The 24545-nt window shown below is 52.7% G+C and carries 18 protein-coding genes and 1 riboswitch; of the genes, 14 read left to right on the forward strand and 4 right to left on the reverse strand.

Annotated elements, in window-relative coordinates; translation table 11 throughout:
* The first annotated feature begins 362 nt into the window (after window positions 1-362).
* From metA to aceK, 4 genes are all read left to right on the forward strand, one after another.
* On the forward strand, window positions 363-1292 hold the full coding sequence (gene metA, locus HGO41_RS20315; RefSeq protein WP_013577392.1) for a homoserine O-acetyltransferase MetA: 930 nt from the start codon (window positions 363-365) through the stop codon (window positions 1290-1292).
* A gap of 374 nt (window positions 1293-1666) precedes the next feature.
* Window positions 1667-3265, forward strand: coding sequence for a malate synthase A (gene aceB / locus HGO41_RS20320; protein ID WP_223510389.1), 1599 nt, complete (start codon window positions 1667-1669; stop codon window positions 3263-3265).
* Between the two features lie 40 nt (window positions 3266-3305).
* Window positions 3306-4628, forward strand: coding sequence for an isocitrate lyase (aceA, locus tag HGO41_RS20325; RefSeq protein ID WP_013577390.1), 1323 nt, complete (start codon window positions 3306-3308; stop codon window positions 4626-4628).
* Between the two features lie 52 nt (window positions 4629-4680).
* On the forward strand, window positions 4681-6393 hold the full coding sequence (aceK, locus tag HGO41_RS20330; protein WP_013577389.1) for a bifunctional isocitrate dehydrogenase kinase/phosphatase: 1713 nt from the start codon (window positions 4681-4683) through the stop codon (window positions 6391-6393).
* Between the two features lie 45 nt (window positions 6394-6438).
* Here the strand turns inward: aceK and iclR are convergent, their stop codons facing one another.
* Complete coding sequence (gene iclR, locus HGO41_RS20335) at window positions 6439-7281, reverse strand: glyoxylate bypass operon transcriptional repressor IclR (protein ID WP_250981339.1); 843 nt, start codon at window positions 7279-7281, stop codon at window positions 6439-6441.
* A 247-nt stretch (window positions 7282-7528) separates the two neighbouring features.
* Here iclR and metH point away from each other — a divergent pair, with 247 nt between their 5' ends.
* Window positions 7529-11230, forward strand: a complete 3702-nt coding sequence (metH, locus tag HGO41_RS20340) for a methionine synthase (protein WP_013577387.1) — start codon at window positions 7529-7531, stop codon at window positions 11228-11230.
* A 149-nt stretch (window positions 11231-11379) separates the two neighbouring features.
* Here metH and HGO41_RS20345 read toward each other — a convergent pair whose 3' ends face one another.
* Window positions 11380-12090 (reverse strand): UTRA domain-containing protein, encoded by a 711-nt coding sequence (locus HGO41_RS20345; RefSeq protein WP_015690560.1) that lies wholly within the window; start codon window positions 12088-12090, stop codon window positions 11380-11382.
* A gap of 204 nt (window positions 12091-12294) precedes the next feature.
* Between HGO41_RS20345 and HGO41_RS20350 the strand changes: the two genes are divergently transcribed.
* The 7 genes from HGO41_RS20350 (at window position 12295) to HGO41_RS20380 (ending at window position 19225) form a co-directional block, all read left to right on the forward strand.
* Window positions 12295-13353, forward strand: a complete 1059-nt coding sequence (locus HGO41_RS20350; RefSeq protein ID WP_013577385.1) for an ABC transporter substrate-binding protein — start codon at window positions 12295-12297, stop codon at window positions 13351-13353.
* 81 nt (window positions 13354-13434) lie between these two features.
* Complete coding sequence (locus tag HGO41_RS20355) at window positions 13435-14232, forward strand: alkaline phosphatase family protein (protein WP_013577384.1); 798 nt, start codon at window positions 13435-13437, stop codon at window positions 14230-14232.
* A 26-nt stretch (window positions 14233-14258) separates the two neighbouring features.
* The gene (locus HGO41_RS20360; protein ID WP_037034946.1) at window positions 14259-15101 is read left to right on the forward strand and encodes an ABC transporter permease; all 843 of its coding nucleotides are present in this window, start codon (window positions 14259-14261) and stop codon (window positions 15099-15101) included.
* Between the two features lie 22 nt (window positions 15102-15123).
* Entirely contained in the window at window positions 15124-15909 is a 786-nt protein-coding gene (locus HGO41_RS20365) for an ABC transporter permease (protein WP_013577382.1), read from the forward strand.
* Between the two features lie 2 nt (window positions 15910-15911).
* Entirely contained in the window at window positions 15912-16904 is a 993-nt protein-coding gene (locus HGO41_RS20370; RefSeq protein ID WP_013577381.1) for an ABC transporter ATP-binding protein, read from the forward strand.
* A complete protein-coding gene (locus tag HGO41_RS20375; RefSeq protein WP_223510388.1) occupies window positions 16901-17557 on the forward strand; it encodes an HAD family hydrolase in 657 nt (218 codons plus the stop codon). Before HGO41_RS20370 ends, HGO41_RS20375 begins: the two co-directional genes overlap by 4 nt.
* A gap of 15 nt (window positions 17558-17572) precedes the next feature.
* Complete coding sequence (locus tag HGO41_RS20380) at window positions 17573-19225, forward strand: Na/Pi cotransporter family protein (protein WP_013577379.1); 1653 nt, start codon at window positions 17573-17575, stop codon at window positions 19223-19225.
* A 65-nt stretch (window positions 19226-19290) separates the two neighbouring features.
* Here the strand turns inward: HGO41_RS20380 and panS are convergent, their stop codons facing one another.
* Window positions 19291-20208: a ketopantoate/pantoate/pantothenate transporter PanS gene (gene panS / locus HGO41_RS20385; RefSeq protein WP_037034948.1), complete on the reverse strand. Its 918-nt coding sequence runs from the start codon at window positions 20206-20208 to the stop codon at window positions 19291-19293.
* Window positions 20209-20298: 90 nt separating this feature from the next.
* Window positions 20299-21687: a lysine-sensitive aspartokinase 3 gene (lysC, locus tag HGO41_RS20390; RefSeq protein WP_013577377.1), complete on the reverse strand. Its 1389-nt coding sequence runs from the start codon at window positions 21685-21687 to the stop codon at window positions 20299-20301.
* Window positions 21688-21793: 106 nt separating this feature from the next.
* Window positions 21794-21983: riboswitch (Lysine riboswitch) on the reverse strand.
* A 228-nt stretch (window positions 21984-22211) separates the two neighbouring features.
* Here lysC and pgi point away from each other — a divergent pair.
* Both pgi and psiE read left to right on the forward strand, forming a co-directional pair.
* The gene (pgi, locus tag HGO41_RS20395; protein WP_013577376.1) at window positions 22212-23858 is read left to right on the forward strand and encodes a glucose-6-phosphate isomerase; all 1647 of its coding nucleotides are present in this window, start codon (window positions 22212-22214) and stop codon (window positions 23856-23858) included.
* A 251-nt stretch (window positions 23859-24109) separates the two neighbouring features.
* Complete coding sequence (gene psiE / locus HGO41_RS20400) at window positions 24110-24517, forward strand: phosphate-starvation-inducible protein PsiE (RefSeq protein WP_013577375.1); 408 nt, start codon at window positions 24110-24112, stop codon at window positions 24515-24517.
* Window positions 24518-24545 lie beyond the last annotated feature (28 nt).

Raw genomic sequence — 24545 nt, forward strand, 5'->3', positions numbered from 1 at the left:
CAGAAGTGAAACGCCGTAGCGCCGATGGTAGTGTGGGGTCTCCCCATGCGAGAGTAGGGAACTGCCAGGCATCAAATAAGTGGAAAGCCCCGTACAAAAGTACGGGGCTTTTTGCTATGCGGAATTTGAAATGCTCTGTACATTATCTATCCTAAAAACCGTCAGGATCCACAACTTAACTCGCCGTTTTTATCTCTCCTGCGCCCTGAACTGCTCTCCTTTATAACCAGACCGTCTAAATTAGTAGCTTAAGCTGAAACATTTTCACTTACCGCTTGCAGGCTCGACATCTCAATCAAAACCCGTTATCTTCGGCTATCTAGAAGTCTAAACGTATAAATGGATGTAGTGAGGAAGTTGTTATGCCGATCCGGGTTCCAGATGAATTACCAGCCGTGAATTTCCTGCGCAATGAGAACGTTTTTGTCATGACGTCATCACGTGCGAAAACGCAGGAGATCCGTCCTCTTAAGGTGCTGGTTCTCAACCTGATGCCGAAGAAAATTGAGACCGAAAATCAGTTTTTACGGCTGCTTTCCAACTCTCCTCTGCAGATAGATGTGCAGCTGCTGCGCATTGACAGTCGTGAATCTAAAAACACCCCTGCAGAGCATCTGAATAATTTCTATTGTGACTTTGAAGACATTCAGCATGACAACTATGATGGCCTGATCGTTACCGGTGCGCCTTTAGGATTGGTCGATTTTTGTGATGTAGCATACTGGCCGGAAATTGAGCGCGTGATCCACTGGGCGAAAAAGCATGTAACATCCACACTTTTTGTTTGCTGGGCGGTTCAGGCTGCTCTGAATGTGCTTTATGGACTACCTAAAATGACCCGCGAAGCGAAGCTTTCGGGTGTGTATCCTCATCAGACGCTGCAACCGCTGGCATTACTGACCCGTGGCTTTGATGAAAGCTTCCTGGCACCCCATTCCCGTTATGCAGATTTTCCGGCTGATGTGCTCCGCCAGCACACGGATCTGGAGATCTTTGCTGAATCCGACGAAGCCGGCGCCTATCTCTTTGCGACAAAAGATAAGCGGATGGCTTTTGTGACCGGGCACCCTGAATATGATGCGGGAACGTTGGCAGGAGAGTATCTGCGTGATGTGGCGGCGGGGTTATCACCTGAAATGCCTTACAACTATTTCCCGCAGGATAACGCCGAGCTGGCACCGAAGGCGACCTGGCGAAGCCATGGACATCTGCTGTTCACTAACTGGCTGAATTACTATGTTTATCAGATCACGCCGTTTGATCTGCGCCAGATGAATCCGACACTCGAGTAAATCCCTTTCCGCTTCCAGCAGACGATCTTATCGGTCGTCTGTTTTTCTCCCCTTTTTCTCCCTGCGATCTTTTTTCTGATCTTCTTCCTTCTGCATACATTTTTCTTAGATTCGAAATTCATTCCCATTTTATGGAAAATTTATCTAATTCTATCTGATTGATTAAAATCATAACTTTTTTAATTTTGAAATAAAATGGAAATCGTTTTTGATTTTATGAAATTACTGATTACGCTTAAATCTATCGGGCAATAAATAACCAGAGAAAAGCCACCTCAGGATCATGAGCGTATCTCGGGTATGTTTTCGACCGTAATAGCATCTGTTCAGTGAGGCGGTCTGGCAGATTAAGCAGATAAATCAGGAGATAAACGATGTCTGAGCAAATTACCCGCAGTCAGCTTGGTTTTACGCGCCGTTTTGGTGAAAACGAAGCGCAAATTCTGACCGAAGAAGCCGTGGATTTTTTATCCGAACTGGTTGTCCGTTTTACCCCGCTGCGAAATCGATTACTGGCCGATCGCATTGCCGTACAGCAGAAGATAGATCAGGGGGTGTTGCCTGATTTTATTTCGGAAACGCATTCCATAAAAAATTCAGATTGGAAGGTACGGGGCATTCCGGCTGATTTACTGGATCGCCGGGTAGAAATCACTGGTCCTGTCGAACGCAAGATGGTGATCAATGCGCTGAACGCCAATGTAAAAGTCTTTATGGCGGATTTTGAGGACTCTCTGGCACCGGACTGGCAGAAAGTTATAGAAGGGCAGATTAACTTACGCGATGCGGTGAACGGGAGTATCAGCTACACCAATGAATCCGGGAAAATTTATCAGCTCAAACCTGATCCTGCCGTTCTGATTTGTCGTGTACGTGGCCTGCATTTACCTGAAAAGCATGTGAACTGGCAGGGTGAAGCTATTCCCGGTTCGTTGTTCGACTTCGCTTTGTACTTTTTCCATAACTATCGCGCATTACTGGCAAAAGGCAGTGGCCCCTATTTCTATTTACCAAAAATGCAGTCTTATCATGAGGCTGACTGGTGGAGCCAGGTCTTCAGTTTTGCCGAGGATTATGCGGGATTGGCGCGGGGCACGATTAAAGCCACGGTGCTGATTGAAACCCTGCCTGCGGTTTTCCAGATGGACGAAATCCTTTACCACTTGCGCGATCACATTGTCGGATTGAACTGTGGTCGCTGGGATTACATTTTCAGTTATATCAAAACGTTGAAGAATCATGCTGACCGTATATTACCTGACCGTCAGTCCGTAACGATGACTCAGCCTTTTCTAAATGCTTATTCCCGGCTGCTGATTAAAACCTGTCACCGGCGTGGAGCATTTGCGATGGGCGGAATGGCGGCCTTTATTCCCAGCAAAGACGTTAAACGCAACGAATGGGTGCTGAACAAAGTCCGGACAGACAAAGAGCTGGAAGCGAATAACGGACATGATGGTACCTGGATCGCCCATCCTGGGCTGGCAGACACAGTGCTTGAGGTATTCGATAAGGCACTCGTCAACCGTTCAAACCAGCTGGATGTACTGCGTGAAGAAGATGCCGAAATTACTGCAGAGCAATTACTCGAACCTTGTTCCGGCGAGCGTACTGAAGAGGGGATGCGCGCCAATATTCGTGTCGCAGTGCAATACATTGAAGCCTGGATTTCTGGCAACGGCTGCGTCCCGATTTACGGGTTGATGGAAGATGCTGCCACGGCTGAAATCTCCCGCACATCCATCTGGCAATGGATCCACCACGGCAAAACGCTTAATGACGGACAACCCGTCACCAAGCCGTTATTCCGCCGCATGCTGAACGAAGAAATGCTGGTTATTCAGCAGGAGTTGGGCGAACAACGTTTCAGCGCCGGTCGTTTCACGCAGGCGGCTGCCTTGATGGAAAAAATCACCACACAAGATGAGTTAATCGACTTCCTGACCCTGCCGGGCTATCAGCTGCTGGCCTGATCCTTCTTACCCTACACATAAAAAGACCGGAGTATTTGCCATGAAAACGAACCGTACTCAGCAAATTCAGCAGCTTGAAGAAACGTGGAGCCAACCACGCTGGAAAAATATCACCCGACCTTACACGGCGGCAGAAGTGATCAGCCTGCGGGGTTCAGTCAATCCGGAGTGTACGCTGGCTCAGCACGGAGCTGCCCGCCTGTGGAATTTACTCCACGGCGCATCGCGTAAAGGGTATGTGAATTGCCTCGGCGCGCTGACAGGTGGCCAGGCCTTACAACAGGCAAAAGCGGGTATCGAAGCCATTTATCTCTCGGGATGGCAAGTTGCCGCGGATGCCAATACGGCTTCCAGTATGTATCCCGACCAGTCTTTGTATCCTGTGAATTCGGTGCCTGAAGTTGTGGCGCGGATTAACAACACTTTTCGTCGCGCTGATCAGATCCAGTGGGCCAATAACATTGAGCCCGGGCAGCCTGGCTATACCGACTATTTCCTGCCGATTGTGGCGGACGCTGAAGCCGGTTTTGGTGGCGTACTCAATGCCTTTGAACTGATGAAATCCATGATTGAAGCCGGTGCTGCCGCCGTTCATTTTGAAGATCAGCTTGCTGCGGTGAAGAAGTGCGGGCATATGGGCGGCAAAGTTCTGGTGCCGACACAGGAAGCCGTACAGAAGCTGATTTCCGCGCGTCTTGCCGCCGATGTTCTTGGTGTGCCGACGTTATTGGTGGCACGTACCGATGCCGATGCGGCAGATTTACTGACGTCGGACTGCGACCCGTATGACAGCCAGTTTATTACCGGCGAAAGAACACATGAAGGTTTCTACCGGACGAACGCCGGTATTGAGCAGGCCATCAGTCGCGGTCTGGCGTACGCACCTTATGCCGACGTAGTGTGGTGCGAGACATCGACGCCTGATCTGAAACTGGCTCAGCGTTTTGCTGAGGCCATCCACGCTAAATTCCCGGGCAAATTGCTGGCCTATAACTGTTCGCCATCGTTTAACTGGAAGAAGAATCTCGACGATAAAACCATCGCCAGTTTCCAGGACCAGTTGGCCGCGATGGGTTACCAGTATCAGTTCATTACGCTGGCGGGCATTCACAGCATGTGGTTCAACATGTTCGATCTTGCCCATGCTTATGCACAGGGCGAGGGGATGAAGCACTACGTGGATAAAGTGCAGGAGCCGGAATTTGCGGCCATAGATCGCGGCTATACCTTTGCTTCTCATCAGCAGGAAGTCGGAACCGGCTATTTCGACAAAGTCACCACCATTATTCAGGGCGGTCGCTCCTCGGTCACCGCACTCACCGGCTCTACCGAAGAACAGCAGTTTTCTCCGACGTCACACTGATGCTCATCAGACCTGGTGAAAGCCGGGTCTCTTTCCTCAGGGAGTCGCCACTATGCGTATAGAGCTGTTGATTGCGCAGACTATTTTACAGGGGTTCGACGCCCAGTACGGCCGCTTTCTCGAAGTGACATCGGGGGCGCAGCAGCGCTTTGAAAATGCCGACTGGTCAGCGGTACAGGCAGCGATGAAGCAACGTATCCATTTGTATGACCACCATGTCGGTCTGGTTGTCGCCCAGCTCAAATGCATTACCGGCCAGCGTTTTTATGATGCCGCGTTTCTGATCCGCATAAAGGAATGTTACTCCGGATTACTGCCTGATTATCCGAGGGCTGAAATCGCTGAAAGCTTTTTTAATTCAGTCTATTGCCGGATTTTCAAACATCGCGATCTGACAGCGGACAAACTTTTTATTTTCAGTGAGCAGTCCTCCCGGCGTCAGCAACATTGTGCCCGTCCTTTGTCACGCCTCTACCCGGTTCAGGGTAATTTCTTTGCCACGCTGGTAAAAGTCCTTGATGACCTGCCGGTGCGCTTACCGTGGGAGGATGCGAACCGTGATGTGGATTATATTGCCACTGCATTAAAGCAACGCTTCCCCGCAGAGTGGCTTGCGGATGCTGATATTGAGATCGCTACCGAGATTTTTTATCGCAATAAAGCCGCGTGGATAATCGGCAAAATCAGATGTGCTTCACAGATATTCCCGCTGTTATTGCCGGTGCATCTTAGTCATCAGAATGAGTTATTTGTTGATGCCTGTCTGACGGAAAGCAACGATGCCAGCATAGTCTTTGGCTTTGCCCGCTCATATTTTATGGTGTATGCCCCGCAGCCCGGTGCGCTGGTTGAATGGTTACGTGAGATTTTACCGGCCAAAACCACGGCTGAGCTGTACAGCGCTATCGGTTGTCAAAAGCACGCAAAAACAGAATGTTACCGTGAACATTTGCACTTTATGGCGCAAACCGACGAGTCTTTTATTATTGCGCCGGGGGTCAAGGGCATGGTCATGCTGGTATTTACCCTGGCTGGCAGTGACCGCGTGTTCAAGGTGATAAAAGATAATTTTGCGCCGCAGAAAGAAGTGACGGAGGCACAGGTCAAAGCCTGCTATCAGTTGGTGAAAGAGCATGACCGCGTCGGGCGGATGGCCGATACCCAGGAATTTGAGCACTTTGTTCTGCCGAAGAAAAACATCAGCCCTGAACTGATGGCTGAACTACAGCGCGAAGTACCTGCCAAGATAGAAGATCTGGGGGACAGCATTGCGCTCCGGCATCTGTACATTGAACGGCGTATGACGCCGCTGAATTTATATCTGGAACAGGCCAGCGATACGCAGCTTCATGACGTGATTGAAGAATACGGCAATGCGATCAAACAACTGGCTGCGGCGAATATCTTCCCCGGCGACATGTTGTTTAAGAATTTTGGCGTGACCCGTCATGGTCGTGTGGTGTTTTATGACTACGATGAAATCTGCTACATGACTGAAGTTAATTTTCGCGATATTCCCGCACCCCGTTACCCGGAGGATGAACTGGCCAGCGAACCCTGGTACAGCATTGCTCCGGGCGATGTTTTCCCGGAAGAATTCCGGCATTTCCTTTGCAGCGACAAACGCCTTGGTCAAATCTTTGAAACGCTACACGACGATTTGTTTAGCGCCGGTTACTGGCGCGGTTTGCAACAGCGTATCCGTGAAGGGCACGTCGAAGATGTTTTTGCGTATCGTCGTTCCCGGCGTTTTAGCCAGCGTTAATTTGCTGAAATCCTCCCGGATAATGGTGGGATTTCAGCATCTTTCTCAGTGTTTTCCACCGCCGTAGGCCTGCGTGATTTCTTTCGCCGCATGAATCACCAGTGCACCCAGTTCCGTCACGCGGTCATCGGTGATTCGTGAAACCGGGCCCGAGATTGAAATCGCCGCATAGGCATCGTTGTGTTCGTCGTAAATGCAGGTTGCCACACAACGCAGTCCGAGCGCATGCTCTTCATCATCAAAGGCATAGCCGCGTTTACGGGTATCCGCCAACTCCTGCTTCAGATTCACAGGAGACGTTTTTGTCAGGGGCGTATAGCTGTGCAGGCCTATTTTATGTAGCAGTTTTGCCAGACGCTCTTCCGGCAACGTCGAAAGAAATGCTTTACCGGCACCCGACGCATGCATCGGTAATTTGCCACCAATCGGCGCTGACATCCTCATCAGGGCATTGCACTGCACCTGATCGATGATGATCGCCTGATAATCACTGTGATCCAGCACCGCCAGATTCACCGTTTCGCCGGATTCTTCCATCAGGCGGCGTAACATCGGATGCACCATTGCCAGTAAATTCCGGCTTTGCAGGAAACTGCTTCCTACGATAAAAGCATGTGAGCCAATGGTCCACAGGCCCAAATCGCCGACCTGACGGACAAATCCCTGCTGTTGCATGGTGGTCAGAAGGCGGTGGGTGGTGGAATTGGGTAAACCCGCCTGCTGGGCGAGATCGGTCAGTGCCACGCTGCCCTGGGCTTCAGCGATATATTCCAGCAACTTAAGGCCACGTGTCAGGGACTGTACCTGCCCGGTCGCGACGCTGCCGGTTACAGCCGCGGCTTTGGTTTTCTTAGCACGTTTGGCCGGAGCCGTTACGGACGTTGCCATGAGCCTGTTCCTTGTAAGATGTGCCAAAAGCTGGCGAAGAAAAATCATTTTTGGAATTGGTTTTCGTTTTTACAGTATGGATCGCAACCTGCCTTTACGCTCATCCGATGTGTTGCACTGCGTTTGCGGGATGTCTTCCCGAATTGAAAAAGTCTCACGTCGGTGCGGGCTTTTGGCTGAGGAAGGTATGCTAGGATGTTGACCATGATTTCCGGCGCATGAATGAACAATTTGCCGGGTGTGCGTGATGGGTGATGAGGTGAAAGTGACTAATCGAGTTGAGGCGCTACATAAGCAGCTGGCACAGCGCATTTTGGTTCTGGATGGCGGCATGGGCACCATGATCCAAAGCTATCGTCTGGAAGAAGAAGATTACCGTGGTGAGCGTTTTGCTGACTGGGAAAGCGATCTTAAAGGCAATAATGATCTTCTGGTGCTCTCCAAACCCGACGTGATCGTCGAGATCCATAACGGTTATCTTGCTGCTGGTGCAGATATCCTCGAAACCAACACCTTCAACTCCACCACGATTGCAATGGCTGACTACCATATGGAATCGCTGTCGGCTGAAATTAACTATGAAGCTGCGCGGCTGGCGCGTCAATGTGCCGATGCGTGGACCGCCCGTACGCCGGATAAACCGCGTTATGTTGCCGGGGTTTTAGGCCCGACCAACCGGACGGCGTCGATTTCCCCGGATGTTAACGATCCCGCATTTCGTAACGTATCTTTCGATCAGCTGGTTGAAGCCTACCGCGAATCCACCCGGGCACTGATCGAAGGCGGTGCCGACCTGATCATGATCGAAACCGTATTTGACACTCTCAACGCCAAAGCCGCGACGTTCGCAGTAGAAAGTGAATTCGAAGCAATGGGCATCGTATTGCCTGTCATGGTTTCCGGCACGATTACTGATGCTTCCGGCCGCACCTTATCTGGCCAGACAACCGAAGCTTTTTATAACTCGCTGCGTCACGTTAAACCGCTCACCTTTGGCCTTAACTGCGCGCTGGGGCCGGATGAGTTACGTCAGTATGTCGCTGAGTTATCTCGTATTGCAGAATGTTATGTTACCGCGCACCCGAACGCCGGTTTACCTAATGCTTTCGGTGAATACGATCTCGAAGCCAAAGAAATGGCTGAGCATATTGCCGAATGGGCACGCTCGGGCTTTCTGAACATTGTCGGTGGCTGCTGTGGTACCACGCCTGCGCATATCGCGGCGATGGTGAAAGCCGTGGAAGGCGTACCGCCCCGCGCTTTACCGACCATTCCTGTTGCCTGTCGTCTGGCAGGGCTGGAACCGCTGACCATCGATCCACAGACGCTGTTTGTGAACGTCGGTGAACGTACTAATGTGACCGGTTCTGCTCGTTTCAAGCGACTGATTAAAGAAGAAAAGTATGCGGAAGCGCTGGCGGTAGCCCGTCAGCAGGTAGAAAGTGGCGCGCAAATCATCGATATCAACATGGATGAAGGGATGCTCGACGCCGAAGCGGCAATGGTGCGTTTCCTCAGCCTGATTGCCGGTGAACCGGATATCGCCCGTGTGCCGATCATGATCGACTCCTCCAAATGGGATGTTATCGAAAAAGGCCTGAAATGCATTCAGGGCAAGGGGATTGTTAACTCCATTTCCATGAAAGAAGGCGAAGAAGCCTTCCTGCACCACGCCCGTATGGTACGCCGGTACGGCGCGGCCGTTGTGGTCATGGCATTCGATGAAACCGGGCAGGCGGATACCCGCGCCCGCAAAATTGAAATCTGCCGCCGTGCCTACAAGCTGTTGACTGAAAAAGTCGGCTTCCCGCCGGAAGACATCATTTTTGACCCGAATATCTTTGCGGTGGCGACCGGCATTGACGAACACAACAACTACGCCGTCGATTTCATCGAAGCCTGCGCCGATATCAAAGCACAACTGCCGCATGCGCTGATTTCCGGCGGTGTTTCCAATGTTTCATTCTCTTTCCGCGGTAACGAACCGGTACGTGAAGCCATTCATGCCGTCTTCCTGTATCACGCCATCCGCAACGGTATGGATATGGGCATCGTCAACGCCGGTCAGTTGGCGATTTATGATGATTTACCGGCTGAACTGCGCGACGCCGTCGAAGATGTGATCCTCAACCGCCGCGATGATGGTACTGAGCGCCTGCTTGAACTGGCTGAAAAATACCGTGGCAGCAAGGACGATGGAGAAGCGAATAAGCAGCAGGCGGAATGGCGCAGCTGGGACGTGAAAAAACGCCTCGAATACTCGCTGGTGAAAGGCATTACCGAATTTATCGAACTGGATACCGAAGAGTGCCGTCAGCTGGCCGCGCGTCCTATCGAAGTGATCGAAGGCCCGCTGATGGACGGTATGAACGTCGTCGGCGACCTGTTTGGTGCCGGTAAAATGTTCCTGCCGCAAGTGGTGAAATCCGCGCGCGTGATGAAACAGGCTGTGGCCTATCTGGAGCCATACATTGAAGCCAGTAAGGAAAAGGGCCAGACCAACGGCAAAATCCTGCTGGCCACGGTCAAAGGCGATGTCCATGACATCGGTAAAAACATCGTTGGCGTGGTGCTGCAATGTAATAACTACGAGATTATCGATCTCGGTGTAATGGTGCCGACGGACAAAATCCTGAAAACCGCCATCGAAGAAAACGTCGATATCATCGGGCTTTCCGGGCTGATTACGCCGTCACTCGATGAAATGGTCAACGTCGCGAAAGAAATGGAGCGGCGTGGTTTTACCATGCCGTTGCTGATTGGCGGCGCAACCACATCGAAAGCGCACACTGCGGTGAAAATCGAAAAAAATTACAGTGGTGTGACCTGCTACGTGCAAAACGCCTCGCGTTCTGTCGGCGTGGTGTCTGCGTTGCTGTCAAAAGATCAGCGGGACGCGTTTATCGAACGTACACGTAAAGAGTACGACACTGTACGTATCCAGCATGGTCGTAAAAAGCCGCGCACGCCGCCAGTGAGTCTTGAAGTGGCCCGCGACAACGCTACTTTTATCGATTGGGAAGCTTACACGCCACCGGTGGTCCATCGTCTGGGCATCCAGAAAGTCGAAGCCAGCATTGAAACACTGCGCAATTACATCGACTGGACGCCGTTCTTCATGACCTGGTCGCTGGCAGGTAAATATCCGCGCATTCTTGAAGATGAAGTTGTCGGCGAAGAAGCGAAACGCCTGTTCAAAGATGCCAATGACCTGCTCGATAAACTTTGCGCTGAGAAATTGCTCAACCCACGCGGCGTCGTCGGTCTCTTCCCGGCAAACCGCAAAGGCGATGACATCGAAATCTACAGCGATGAACGCCGCGAAGACGTGCTGGTGGTCAGCCATCATCTGCGTCAGCAAACGGAAAAAACCGATTTCGCCAACTATTGCCTGGCTGACTTTGTCGCACCGAAATCCAGCGGCAAGAAAGATTACATGGGGGCATTTGCTGTAACCGGCGGGCTGGAGGAGGATGCGCTGGCCGAGGCGTATGACAAACAGCATGATGATTACAATAAAATCATGATCAAGGCGCTGGCTGACCGTCTGGCAGAAGCGTTTGCGGAATACCTGCATGAGAAAGTGCGCAAGGTGTATTGGGGTTTTGCCGCCAACGAGAATCTGAGCAACGAAGAGCTGATCCGCGAGAATTATCAGGGAATACGTCCGGCGCCCGGTTACCCGGCCTGTCCTGAACACACTGAAAAGGGGCAAATCTGGAAGCTGCTGGATGTGGAAGCCAATACCGGTATGCAACTGACCGAATCCTTTGCGATGTGGCCGGGTGCTGCGGTGTCAGGCTGGTATTTCAGCCACCCTGACAGCAAATACTTCGCCGTGGCACAAATCCAGCGTGATCAGGTCGAAGATTACGCGGCACGTAAAAATATGCCGGTCGCCGAAGTGGAGCGCTGGCTGGCGCCGAACTTAGGTTACGACGCCGACTAATACCCGTCATCCTTCAAGTTGACTCTGCATTGGCTGCCATCACGAACCCCAGTCACTTACTTCAGTAAGCTCCTGGGGTTCATTCAGTTGCCGCCTTAATTCATCTCGAATGATTTAGGGTATCCCATCGGTGTTTTTTTCCACTTAAATCAACTCACTTCCACATCAATGTGCAGCGCGTCATAGCGCCAGTATTCTAAATCGCAGTCGATAACCCGGTCGTGCTGGTCGCGGTTAATACGCGTAATAAACAGCGCCGGACTGCCGGGAGCCACTTTCAGCGCATGTGACGCCTCTTCAGGCAGCAATGTCGGCACCATGTCGAAACGCACGCGTCCGTAATGGATGTCATAGCGGGATGCGTACAAATCAGTCAGCGATGTCGTGAGATCCGCGTCAAGAATGCCCTGAAAATACAGAGGATTAAGATAGTGCTCGACGTACAAAACCGGGCGGTTATCGATATAACGCAACCGCCGGATGCAAATGACCTCACTCTCTGACGGCAACAATAACTTCTGACACACCGTATCGCTGGCAATACAGTGCTTCGCATTAATCACTGTGGTCTTTGCGCTGCGCCCCTGATCTTTCGCCATTGCGTGAAAGTGACTTCTTTGCAGCGGGTTGTAGACAATGCGTGGCGGGGAAACAAACCAGCCCCGGCGTACTTCCCGGTAAATCAGACCCTGGGCCTCAAGCTGGCTCAATGCTTCCCGTAATGTAATACGGGTAGTGGAAAACTGTTCACTCAACGTGCGCTCAGAAGGCAGCCTTCCCTCGGCAGAAAATGCCCCGGCCGCAATACTTTCGCTTAATGCCTTGCAGATAACGGCAAGGGTAGTCTGCGATTCACTCATCGGTCAGCAAGCCTCATTTCAGTGCGTTTTTGCACCAATCTGAACTTTCATCGTGTAAATAATGTGCGCTTGTTAACAGCGATAAGCTTAAAACTGCTGCTTTTTCGCGCTGACATATAATTATCACAATTGAGCGTTAGATTGGCTTGGTTCTTGCTGGACTAGACCAGCACTTCACACACACTACCATCCGGAGCATCCGTTATGAAACAGTTGTTCGCTTCTGTGTTAACCAGCGCGCTTGTCCTCTCCGCTTCATCGGCATTTGCCGCTGAACCTCCTGCTGCACTCCTGAAAGCGGCACAAGCCGAAGGAACGGTAAACAGTGTCGGTATGCCTGATGACTGGGCGAACTGGAAAGGAACCTGGAGTGATCTGAGCACCAAGTATGGCCTGAAACATAGCGATACCGATATGAGTTCGGCACAGGAGATCGCGAAATTCCTGGCAGAAAAAGACAATGCCAGTGCTGATATTGGCGACGTGGGTGCAGCTTTTGGACCCGTTGCCGTGCAAAAAGGCGTGACTCAGCCCTATAAACCGACCACCTGGGATCAGGTACCAGACTGGGCAAAAGATAAAGAGGGTATGTGGGCACTTGCTTATACCGGCACTATCGCCTTCATCATTGATAAATCGCAGGTGAAAGATGAGCCACACAGCTGGGCTGATCTGCTAAACAGCAAATACAAAGTGACTATCGGTGACGTGAGCACCGCAGCGCAGGCCGCAAATGGCGTGCTGGCGGCAACTTACGCGATGGGCGGCAATGAAAAGGACCTGAAACCAGGTCTGGAATATTTTGGCAAACTGGCGAAAGCAGGGCGTCTGAGCCTGACTAACCCGGTCATCGCGTCTCTGGAAAAAGGTGAAGTGCAGGTTGGCGTAGTCTGGGACTTCAACGGTCTGAGCTATCGCGACAAAATCGACAAAACCCGCTTCGACGTGGTGATCCCATCTGATGGCACTATCACGTCCGGTTACACCACGATCATCAACAAATTCGCCAAACATCCGAACGCCGCCAAACTGGCGCGTGAATACATCTTCTCTGATGCCGGTCAGATCAATCTGGCACAAGGCTATGCCCGTCCAATCCGTGCCGATCACATCACGCTGCCAGACGATGCAAAAGCCAAACTGCTGCCTTCCAGCGAATACAAAAATGCGCACCCGATTGCAGATCCGGCTGCCTGGGATAAGAGCGCGAAAACCTTGCCGCGTCTGTGGCAGGAAAACGTCATGATCAACATGCAGCAGTAATTGATTAAAAAATAAGAAAAACCGGACAGCGAAAGCATTGGTTAATAACAACACCTGTAAGAAATGAAAGGTAGACATGGTATGAAGAGCATTCTGGTAGTACTCGACGGGCTGAATTATCAGGTCGGCCGCGACGCAATGGGTTATCTGCAAGCCCAGTGTGCCGCAGGACGCGGCCGCTTGTATCAACTGGAATGCGAATTGCCTTCGCTGTCCCGGCCACTTTATGAATGCATTCTCACCGGTATCACGCCGGTGGTGAGTGGCATTGTTCACAACCACGTTGACCGGTTATCGACTCAACGTAGTATTTTCCACTATGCCCGCGACGCTGGCCTGACGACGGCTGCTGCGGCTTATCACTGGGTCAGCGAGCTGTATAACCGCACGCCGTTTGACCCGCCGCGTGACCGCCACACCAGCGATGACTCGCTGACCATCCAGCACGGCCATTTTTATTACGATGATAGTTACCCTGATTCGCATCTGTTCGATGACGCCGAAAGCCTGCGTCGTCGTCATGATCCCGACTTCCTGCTGATCCACCCGATGAACATTGATGATGCCGGGCATAAATTTGGCCTGTCGACGCCCCAATACCGCAACAAAGCACGCACCGCAGACGGCATCCTGTCGCGCTATCTGGGCGACTGGCTGGACGCCGGTTATCAGGTGATCGTGACTGCGGATCACGGTATGAATGATGACCGCAGCCACGGCGGTATTTTGCCGGAGGAGCGTCAGGTGCCGCTGTTCGTCTTCGGCAGTGCGTTCAGCTTCAAAGAGGCCGCACCGTTGCAGACGGAGTTATGCGGAACTGTTTGTCAGATCCTCAATATTGCCCACGACAAGCCACATTGCGCGGCATTACTGGCCTGAATCCCGTCACTTTTAGAGGATACCCGATGAAAGCTAAGTGGATTGCGGCGTTGTTTATGCTGCCGTTTCTGGTGTTTTTCATCGCTTTTCAGCTGGCGCCGCTGACATGGATTGCGGTGAGCAGCTTTTACAGCGAAACCTATGAAGCCTGGGGACTGGGCAATTACACCGACATTCTGACATCACCGTTCTATTTACAGGCTATGCGTTTCTCACTGGATATTTCCATCTGGTCGAGTTTATACGGTTTGCTTATTGCGTTAGTGGGTAGTTACTCACTTCGCCAGCTTGGCCCGACAAAGCTGCACGACTTTGTGATGTCGTTTACTAACATGACCAGCAACTTTGCGGGCGTACCGCTGGCCTTCGCCTTCGTTATCCTGCTTGGCCTGAATGGTTGTCTGACGCTGCTGCTGAAAAAATATGGCCTGATGGAACACTTCGACCTCTATTCAAAAGACGGCCTGATTGTGCTCTATACCTATTTCCAGATCCCGCTGGGCGTGTTGCTGATGTATCCGGCATTTGATGCGTTACGGGAGGACTGGCGCGAGTCAGCGGCCTTGCTGGGCGCGGGACGCTGGCGTTACTGGCGTCATATCGGTATTCCGGTACTGTTCCCGGCCTTGCTCGGCACCTTCGTTATTTTGCTCGCCAATGCCCTTGGCGCGTATGCCACGGTGTATGCGCTGACCACCGGTAACTTTAACGTGGTGCCGGTGCGTATCGCGGCGTTGGTCTCGGGGGATATTTCTCTCGATCCGAATATGGGCAGCGCGCTGGCGATGTTGCTGGTGGTGCTGATGGCCTTTATCACGCTGATCCATCAGTGGTTATTGCGTAAAAGTTATCTCAGTCAGCGCAGCTGACGGGCAGAAAAAGGAACGTAAGATGTCGCGGTCTGAAGCAATTTACCACCGTGTGGTGATCTGGATTTTACTGATTGTCCTGATGTTGCCGCTGCTGGCGACGCTGGTCTATGCGCTGGTGCTGGAATGGGGGGCGACCATTTTACCGAGCGGCTTTACGCTGAAATGGCTGGTGGAACTGTGGAGCGATCCGCGCTTCCTGATTGCGCTCTGGCATTCGCTGCTGGTGTGTTTCGGCACACTTTTTCTGTCGCTGGTACTGATCCTGCCCCTAATGTTTGTGATTGCTTACTATTTCCCTAAGCTCGATGCACTGATGAACATCCTGATCCTGCTGCCGTTCGCCGTGCCGCCGGTGGTGTCATCGGTGGGCCTGATGCAACTCTATTCCGCTGAACCGCTGGCGCTCACCGGTACGCCGTGGATCCTGATTGGCTGTTACTTCACCATCGCGCTGCCGTTTATCTATCGCGCTATTTCTAACAACATGCAGGCGATCAACCTGCGTGACCTGATGGATGCTGCACATCTGCTCGGTGCCAGCACCTGGAAAGCGGCGCTGCTGGTGGTTTTGCCTAACTTACGCAAAGGCGGAATGATTGCCGTCCTGCTGTCGTTTTCCTTCCTGATCGGGGAGTTTGTGTTCGCCAATCTGCTGGCGGGCAGCCGTTATGAAACGGTTCAGGTTTACCTCTATAACATGCGTAATGGCAGCGGCCATTTTACCAGCGCATTGGTCATCTCCTATTTCATGGTCGTCCTGATTTTCACCTGGGTGGCGAACATGCTGAACAAAGGAAAGAGCTGATTATGTCGTATTTGCAGGTTACTCAACTCAACAAGTCTTACGGTCCGACGCAGATTTTCAACAACATCGATTTCTCAGCAGAAGAGGGAGAATTCGTCACACTGCTGGGGCCAAGCGGCTGCGGAAAATCCACGCTGCTGCGCTGTCTGGCCGGTCTGACTTCCGTCGACAGCGGAAAAATTCTGATTCAGGGGCAGGATATTGTGCCGCTGCCGCCACAACAGCGCGGCATCGGCATGGTCTTCCAGAGCTATGCGCTGTTTCCTAATATGACGGTTGAAGCCAATGTCGCGTTCGGCCTGAAAATGCAAAAGATACCGGCTTCAGAGCTGCACCGGCGCGTCGGTGAAGTACTGGAACTGGTGGAAATGAACGATTACGCAAAACGTTATCCGCATCAGCTTTCCGGTGGTCAGTGTCAGCGTGTGGCACTGGCGCGTTCACTGGTTACGCAGCCGCGCCTGTTGCTGCTCGACGAACCCCTTTCCGCGCTCGATGCCCGTATCCGTAAGCATCTGCGTGAGCAAATCCGCCGTATTCAGCGTGAAATGAATCTGACGGCGATTTTCGTGACCCACGATCAGGAAGAAGCGCTGACCATGTCCGACCGGATTGTGCTGATGAACAAAGGGCAAATCGTCCAAAATGCCGATGCCGAAACCCTGTATACTGAACCGGTGGATGCGTTTGCTGCGGGCTTTATCGGCAGCTACAACCTGCTAAGCCCTGAACAGGCGATGGCGCTGACCGGCATAACTTACACGGGCCGTGTCGCCATCCGTCCGGAGTCGGTCACAATATGCGAGCTGATTGAAGGCATTCCGGCTAAAATTATCAGCCACAGTCTGCTTGGCAACGTCGTGCGTTATCGCGTTTTAGCACACGGAGTTGAGCTTTCTGTGGATGTCTTAAACCGTTCTGTGGCCTCACTTCGCGCCGATGGCAGCGATATTGGTCTACAGTTAGATCTTGTTACGTTACGGGAAGTTGCATGAAACTGGCGCTGTTTGATCTCGATGAAACCCTGATTAGCGGCGACTGTTCGAGTTTGTGGTCAGCCTACATGGTGGCAAATGGCTGGGTGGCCGATGAGCAGGCTTTTCTGCAACAAGATGCCGCGCTGATGCAGCAATATGCTGTCGGTCAGATGGATATGCAGGAGTACATGCGCTGCACTTTGGTGCCGCTGTCCGGCCGCAGTCAACGTGATGTCGCGGCGATGGTTGCGAATTATATTCAGGATGTGATTGCCCCGCGTGTTTACACGCAGGCGCGTGAGTGTCTGGCTGCTCACCGTTCACAGGGCGACCGGACGGTAATTATTTCCGCGTCCGGTGAACATCTGGTGCAGCCGATTGCCCGTTTTCTCGGTGTTGATGAAACGCTGGCGATTGGTGTTGAAATGAAAGACGGGCGTTTTACCGGCGCCACACGAGGGACGATGACCTATCGCGAGGGAAAAGTCTCGCGGTTGCTGGAGCTCATCAATCAGGACGCATCCCTTTTGCAATCAGCCAGTTTTTATTCTGATTCCCATAATGATCTGCCGTTGCTGACCCGCGTGGGCCAGCCGGTGGCGGTGAATCCAGACGCTATCCTGCTCCAGCACGCCCGGCAGGCAGGATGGCCGGTCTATGCCTGGCGTTAATGGAGCTGTTCTTTCGTGTTAACCCTTTTGCATTTGTTGTCTGCTATTTCTCTGCTCGTATGGGGTACGCACATCGTGCGTACCGGCATCATGCGCGTCTTTGGCGCCAATCTGCGCCGTGTTCTGAGTAACAGTGTCGAGAAAAAACCGCTGGCGTTTGTGGCGGGCATTGGCGTTACTGCGCTGGTGCAAAGCAGTAATGCTACCGCGCTGCTGGTCACGTCGTTTGTATCGCAGGGGCTGGTAGCCCTGGCTCCGGCACTGGTGATTATTCTCGGTGCAGATGTCGGGACCGCCGTGATGGCGCGTATCCTGACCTTCGATCTCTCCTGGCTTTCTCCGCTGCTGATTTTCGTCGGTGTCGCGTTCTTCCTCAGCCGTAAACAGACCCGCGCGGGGCAAATGGGTCGTGTCGGTATCGGGCTGGGGCTGATTTTACTGGCGCTGGAACTGATTGTGGGCGCCGCGACGCCGATCATGCAGGCCTCCGGCGTTAAAGTTTTATTCTCGTCCCTGACCGGTGATGTGCTGCTCGATGCCCTGACCGGCGCAGTGTTTGCCATCATCAGCTATTCCAGTCTGGCGGCGGTGTTGCTGACAGCAACCCTTGCCGCGACCGGCGTGATTTCGCTTAAAGTGTCACTTTGTCTGGTCATCGGTGCCAACCTCGGCAGCGGGCTGCTGGCGATGATTAACGCCAGTAAAATGAATGCCGCCGGTCGCCGCGTGGCGCTCGGCAGTACGCTGTTTAAACTGATTGGTTTGGTGATTGTGCTGCCGTTTGTCGGACTGTTGTCGACGCAACTGGCGCGGCTTGGCATTCCGGATGAAGAACTGGTGATCTACTTCCACATGTTCTACAACCTGATCCGTTGTCTGGCGATGGTGCCGCTGACGGCGCCGATGGCGAAGGTTTGCGAGATGATGATTGCCGATGTGCCTGAAGATGATCCCCGTCTGCGTCCGCGCCATCTGGATGTCAGCGCAATTGATACCCCGACGCTGGCGCTGGCCAATGCCGCCCGTGAAACCTTGCGCATGGGCGACGTGGTCGAACATATGCTGATCCTCAACCGGGAAGTGATGCACGGTAAACTGGCACAGGATCGCGAAGTGCGGCGTCTCGACGATGATGTTGATGTGCTCTATACCGCCATCAAGCTGTATCTGGCGCAAATCAACAAGGAAGGACTTGGCGAAGATGATTCCCGCCGCTGGGCTGAAATCATCGAAATGGCGCTGAACCTCGAACAGGCCGGTGACATTATCGAGCGCATGACCGGCGATATCACCGCCAAATCCCACGCTACCCGCCGCGCGTTCTCGCCGGAAGGACTGGTGGAGCTGGATGCCTTACATGAAAAATTGCAGGATAACCTGCGCCTGAGTCTGGGCGTTTTCCTGTCGAACGATCTGACCAGTGCGCGCCGTCTGCGCCGCTCCAAACACCGTTTCCGCATTCTCGACCGCCGTTATGCGCATGCGCACGTCGATCGCCTGCATCAGCATAATGTGCAGAGTATCGAAACCAGCTCGCTGCACCTCGGGTTGCTGGGGGATATGAAACGTCTGAACTCACTGTTCTGTGCGGTGGCCTATAACGTGCTGGATCAGGATGAGCAGGAAGATGAGCAGCGCGAACCGAATGATGATGTGCAACGGGTGTAGGACGAATCAAAACGGGCGCTGAGGAAGGCGCCCGTTTCTTTTTCATCTTCTTTTTCGTCTGGAAATCAGTCTTTTTTGACCGGCTTACCGGACCAGTAACCGGCCAGCAAAGAACCTGACAGATTGTGCCATACCGAGAACAATGCGCCCGGCAGTGCGGCCAGCGGGGTGAAATAGATTTTCCCCAGCGTCGCCGCTAAACCTGAGTTCTGCATCCCGACTTCCATCGCCAGCGTGCGGCAGGTGGTTTCATCAAAGCCAAACAGTTTCCCGCCCCAGTAACCGCTCAGCAGACCGATGCCGTTGTGCAGGATCACCGCCACAATCACGATCAGCCCCACAGAACCGATAAAGCCCTGACTGCCCGCCACCACGGCGCTGATAATCGCCACGATGCAGACCATCGAGAACAGCGGCAGCAGCGGTTCGATACGTTTCACGGTTTTGGTGAACAGATGATGAATGATCAGACCGGCCAGAATCGGGATCACCACGATCTGCAAAATGCTCAGCAGCATCCCTTCCACATCCACTTTAATGTGCGTATCGACATACAGACGCGTCAGCAGTGGCGTGGCGAAAACCCCCACCAGTGTGGAAACTGCTGAAATCGTCACGGAAAGCGCGACATCTCCTTTCGCAAGATAAATCATCACGTTAGAGGCTGTACCGCTGGCAACGCTGCCCACCAGAATCATTCCCGCCGATAAATCTGCCGGCATATGGAACAGTTTTGCCAGCACCCACGCCGCCAGCGGCATGATCAGATAATGCAGGAACGTGGCGGCAGCAACCGGGCCAGGTCGGGAAAGCACGCGTTTGAAATCACCGAATTCGAGAGTGACACCCATCGCGAACATAATCAGCATCAGCAGGGTAGAAACATGCGGGCCGATCGGCGTGAACGTACCGGGCGAGTAATAGGCCGCGACGGATAACAGCACGGCCCACAACGGGAACAGGCGGGTTATTTTGGCTAACATTGAGGTGATCCTTGTCTTTGTTGTTTGCAAAAGTACAGACAAAAAAAGACCGGGCACATGGCCCGGTCTTCTCACATACCGCGCCCGTCATTATTCGAACAGGTTGCGGTGTAGAGTTTTAACGACCTGATCGGCATCGTTGCCCGGCACCAGGAAGCACAGGTTGTAGCTGCTTGCGCCGTAGCAAATCATGCGGATATTGAACGGGTCCAGCACGCCGAACACTTCTTTGCCGACGCCACAGGCCTGGGACAGTTTGTTGCCGATAATCGCAATCAGCGCCAGATTCTCTTCCACTTCCACGCGGCACAGTGAGGATAATTCTGTCAGCAGTGAGGTGGTCAGCAGGCTGTCGCCTGAGGATGTGGAACCGGTGGTATCCAGCGTCAGCGCGACGCTGACTTCGGATGTGGTGATCAGATCCACAGAGATACTGTGGCGTGCCAGAATACCAAACACTTCGGCGAGGAAACCGCGTGAATGGAGCATGCTCAGGCTGTGCAGCGTGACCAGCGTTTGTCTGCGGCGCAGGGCTATCGCACGGAACAACGGCGGATTATCGCTGGTATCACACACTAAGGTGCCGCCGCCTGACGGGTCTTTGCTCGAGCCTACAAACACCGGGATACCGCGACGCACCGCGGGCAGCAGAGTGGCTGGATGCAGAACTTTGGCACCAAATGTCGCCATTTCAGCGGCTTCTTCAAACGCAATGCGGTCAATACGTTTTGCCGCCGGCACCAGACGCGGGTCGGTGGTATAAATCCCCGGGACGTCAGTCCAGATATCCACACGGGAAACGCTCAGCGCTTCACCCAACAATGCGGCGGTGTAATCGCTGCCGCCACGGCCAAGCGTCGTGGTGCGGCCTTTGCCTTCTGAGCCGATAAAACCTTGTGTGATTACCAGGGCGTCCTGCAAGCGCGGTTGTAGCTGCTGAACGGTTAACTCGCTTAATACCTGTGTATCCGGCTCCGCGCGCCCAAAGCGATCGTTGGTACGCATGATTTTACGTACGTCGAACCATTCCACTGGCACGTTGCGCTGGCGGATGATTTCAACAAACAGCAGGGTGGACATCAGTTCGCCATGGCTCACCAGTTCGTCGGTCAGCGCGGTAGAGGTCGCAAGGCTCGCCGCTTCTGACAGCATGGCGATATTTTCCAGCATGCGGCCGATTTCTTCGCGGATCACGGTGGGATTATCGAGGCGATCGATAATGGCGCTCTGGATGCGGCGAATTTCATCAAGCAGGAACACCCGGCGTTCGGTTTCTTTACCTTCTGCCAGCTCAACTAATAAATTGGTGACGCCCGCAGAGGCGGAGAGAACAACCAGACGCACTTCAGGGCGCGACAGCACGATATCCGCGCTGCGGTTCATTGCGTCGAAATCCGCCACGCTGGTACCGCCGAATTTGGCGACGATGACATTGCCCAAAGGCTGCTGGCTGGCGTTGCGGGATACTGCGTGATTCATGTAAAACCTCGTGTCCGGGTCGCCATATCATGACGGCCATCGATTCCATAAGAATTGGCACAAAGGGAAGAGCGGGAAACGGGAGCAGGCGTAGAGATACTACGATACACCCAGAAGCGCCCCACCTAGCCGACACCCTGTTGGGTGTTCCGGTGACAACCCAGGGGATTCAGCCCCTGTAGTCGATCATTTGCCTGCCGTGGGCTTATGATCTCGGCGCCGCTCCCCCTGATGTATCTTCGTAGGATTTCGGCTCCTCCGATACACTGCCTGGGCGACGCGCCTCTTCTGGCTCGCGCATCGAGCGCGCGAGTTAGGCGCTTAGGAATAGCCGTTTATCGCCCGTCTGTCAACGGTCAGGCAATGCATGCGCCACATTTTGAGCGATTCTCATCTAATATTGTTCTCTGTCATTGTGATTAAGCAGATCTAACCTATCGCAAGAAAAGGCATCTCTTCCCGGGAACTTCAGGCTACAATCGGGACAGTTACCTCATATTTATTCTCAGCCTAAGAGCATTGCTATGAAAAATATCAATCCAACTCAGACCGCTGCCTGGCAAGCCCTGCAGCAGCATTTCGACAAGATGAAAGATGTGCAGATTAGCCATCTGTTTGCTGAAGATGGTGATCGTTTCTCCAAATTCTCTGCCACGTTTGAAGACCAGATGCTGGTCGATTTCTCCAAAAACCGCATCACCGCAGAGACGCTGGATAAGCTGCAGGCGCTGGCGAAAGAGACTGACCTTCAGGGCGCAATCAAATCGATGTTCTCTGGCGAGAAGATCAACCGCACCGAAGACCGTGCTGTTCTGCACGTTGCACTGCGTAACCGCAGCAACACGCCAATCGTCGTGGACGGCAAAGATGTGATGCCGGAAGTGAATGCAGTTCTGGCGAAAATCAAAGGCTTCACCGAACGTGTTATCGGTGGCGAATGGAAAGGTTATACCGGCAAAGCCATCACCGACGTGGTGAACATCGGTATCGGCGGTTCAGACCTCGGTCCGTTCATGGTCACTGAAGCGCTGCGTCCGTACAAAAACCACCTGAATATGCATTTCGTCTCCAACGTTGACGGCACGCATATCGCTGAAACGCTGAAGGATTTGTCTCCGGAAACCACGCTGTTCCTGGTTGCATCAAAAACCTTCACCACGCAGGAAACCATGACCAACGCCCACAGCGCGCGTGACTGGTTCCTGAAAACCGCTGGCGATAACCAACACGTGGCGAAACACTTCGCGGCGCTGTCCACCAACGGTAAAGCGGTGAGCGAGTTTGGTATCGACACCGACAACATGTTCGAATTCTGGGACTGGGTCGGTGGCCGTTACTCTCTGTGGTCCGCAATCGGTCTGTCTATCGCGCTGTCTGTAGGTTTCGATAACTTCGAACAACTGCTGAGCGGTGCGCACGCGATGGATAAACACTTCGCGAATACGCCGGCTGAGAAAAACCTGCCGGTACTGCTGGCGCTGATCGGCATCTGGTACAACGATTTCTACGGCACCGAAACCGAAGCTATCCTGCCATACGACCAGTACATGCACCGTTTTGCCGCTTACTTCCAGCAAGGCAACATGGAATCTAACGGTAAGTTCGTTGACCGTAACGGCAACCCGGTGGATTACCAGACTGGCCCGATCATCTGGGGCGAACCGGGCACTAACGGTCAGCACGCGTTCTATCAGCTGATTCACCAGGGGACTAAAATCATCCCTTGTGACTTCATCGCACCGGCCATCAGCCATAACCCGCTGAGCGATCACCACGCGAAACTGTTATCTAACTTCTTCGCCCAGACCGAAGCGCTGGCATTCGGTAAATCTCTGGATGTTGTCGAGAAAGAATTCGCCGATCAGGGTAAAAAACCAGAAGACGTTAAACACGTTGCGCCGTTCAAAGTGTTCGAAGGGAACCGTCCGACCAACTCCATCCTGCTGCGTGAAATCACGCCTTACAGCCTGGGTGCGTTGATCGCAATGTATGAACACAAAATCTTCACCCAGGGCGTGATCCTGAACATCTACACCTTCGACCAATGGGGCGTAGAACTGGGCAAACAGCTGGCAAACCGTATCCTGCCAGAACTGGAAGGTAGCTCAGAAGTGACAGGCCACGACAGTTCCACGAACGGTTTAATTAACCGCTTCAAAAACTGGCGCTAATCCCTCGTCATCCTTCAGACTGTTTCAGCGTTGGCTGCGTGAACTCACCCCGGTCACTTACTTATGTAAGCTCCCGGGGCTTCGTTCCTTTGCCGCCTTGATCCAGCCCGAATGATTTAGAGGGACAGGTCGAAATATTTCTCAATAAAAGGGTTAGCCTTCACCGGCTGGCCCTTTTTTAATGGCGCTTTTCCTGTGCTGACTCTGTGGTATTCTGCGGGGATTAATAACAAAAGTGGGATGTAGATCACATGGCAGGATCAAAACGGGCATTGATGATATCCGTCATTATGCAGCGAATTTTGAACGTATTCTTATTAGGACTGGCCGCGATCCTGATGATTTTTATCGGGCGCGAAACCTATCATTTAGCAATGGTGTTGTTCGTGAATAACGATCAGTCTTCGTCATATCTGCTCATTGAAGGGATTGTAATTTACTTCCTCTATTTTGAGTTTATTGCCCTGATTATTAAATATTTTTCGTCGGGCTATCATTTCCCGTTACGCTATTTTATTTACATCGGCATCACCGCGATTATCCGTCTGATCATCGTCGACCACAAAAGTCCTTATGACACATTGGTTTACGCCTGCGCGATCCTTGTGCTGGTCGTGACACTGTTTCTGGCCAATAGCGAACGTCTGCGCCGCGAATAAATCAGGCAATTACTGCCTCGCATTGATG

The sequence above is a fragment of the Rahnella sp. CG8 genome, from assembly GCF_023701875.1.
Classification (GTDB): domain Bacteria; phylum Pseudomonadota; class Gammaproteobacteria; order Enterobacterales; family Enterobacteriaceae; genus Rahnella; species Rahnella aceris.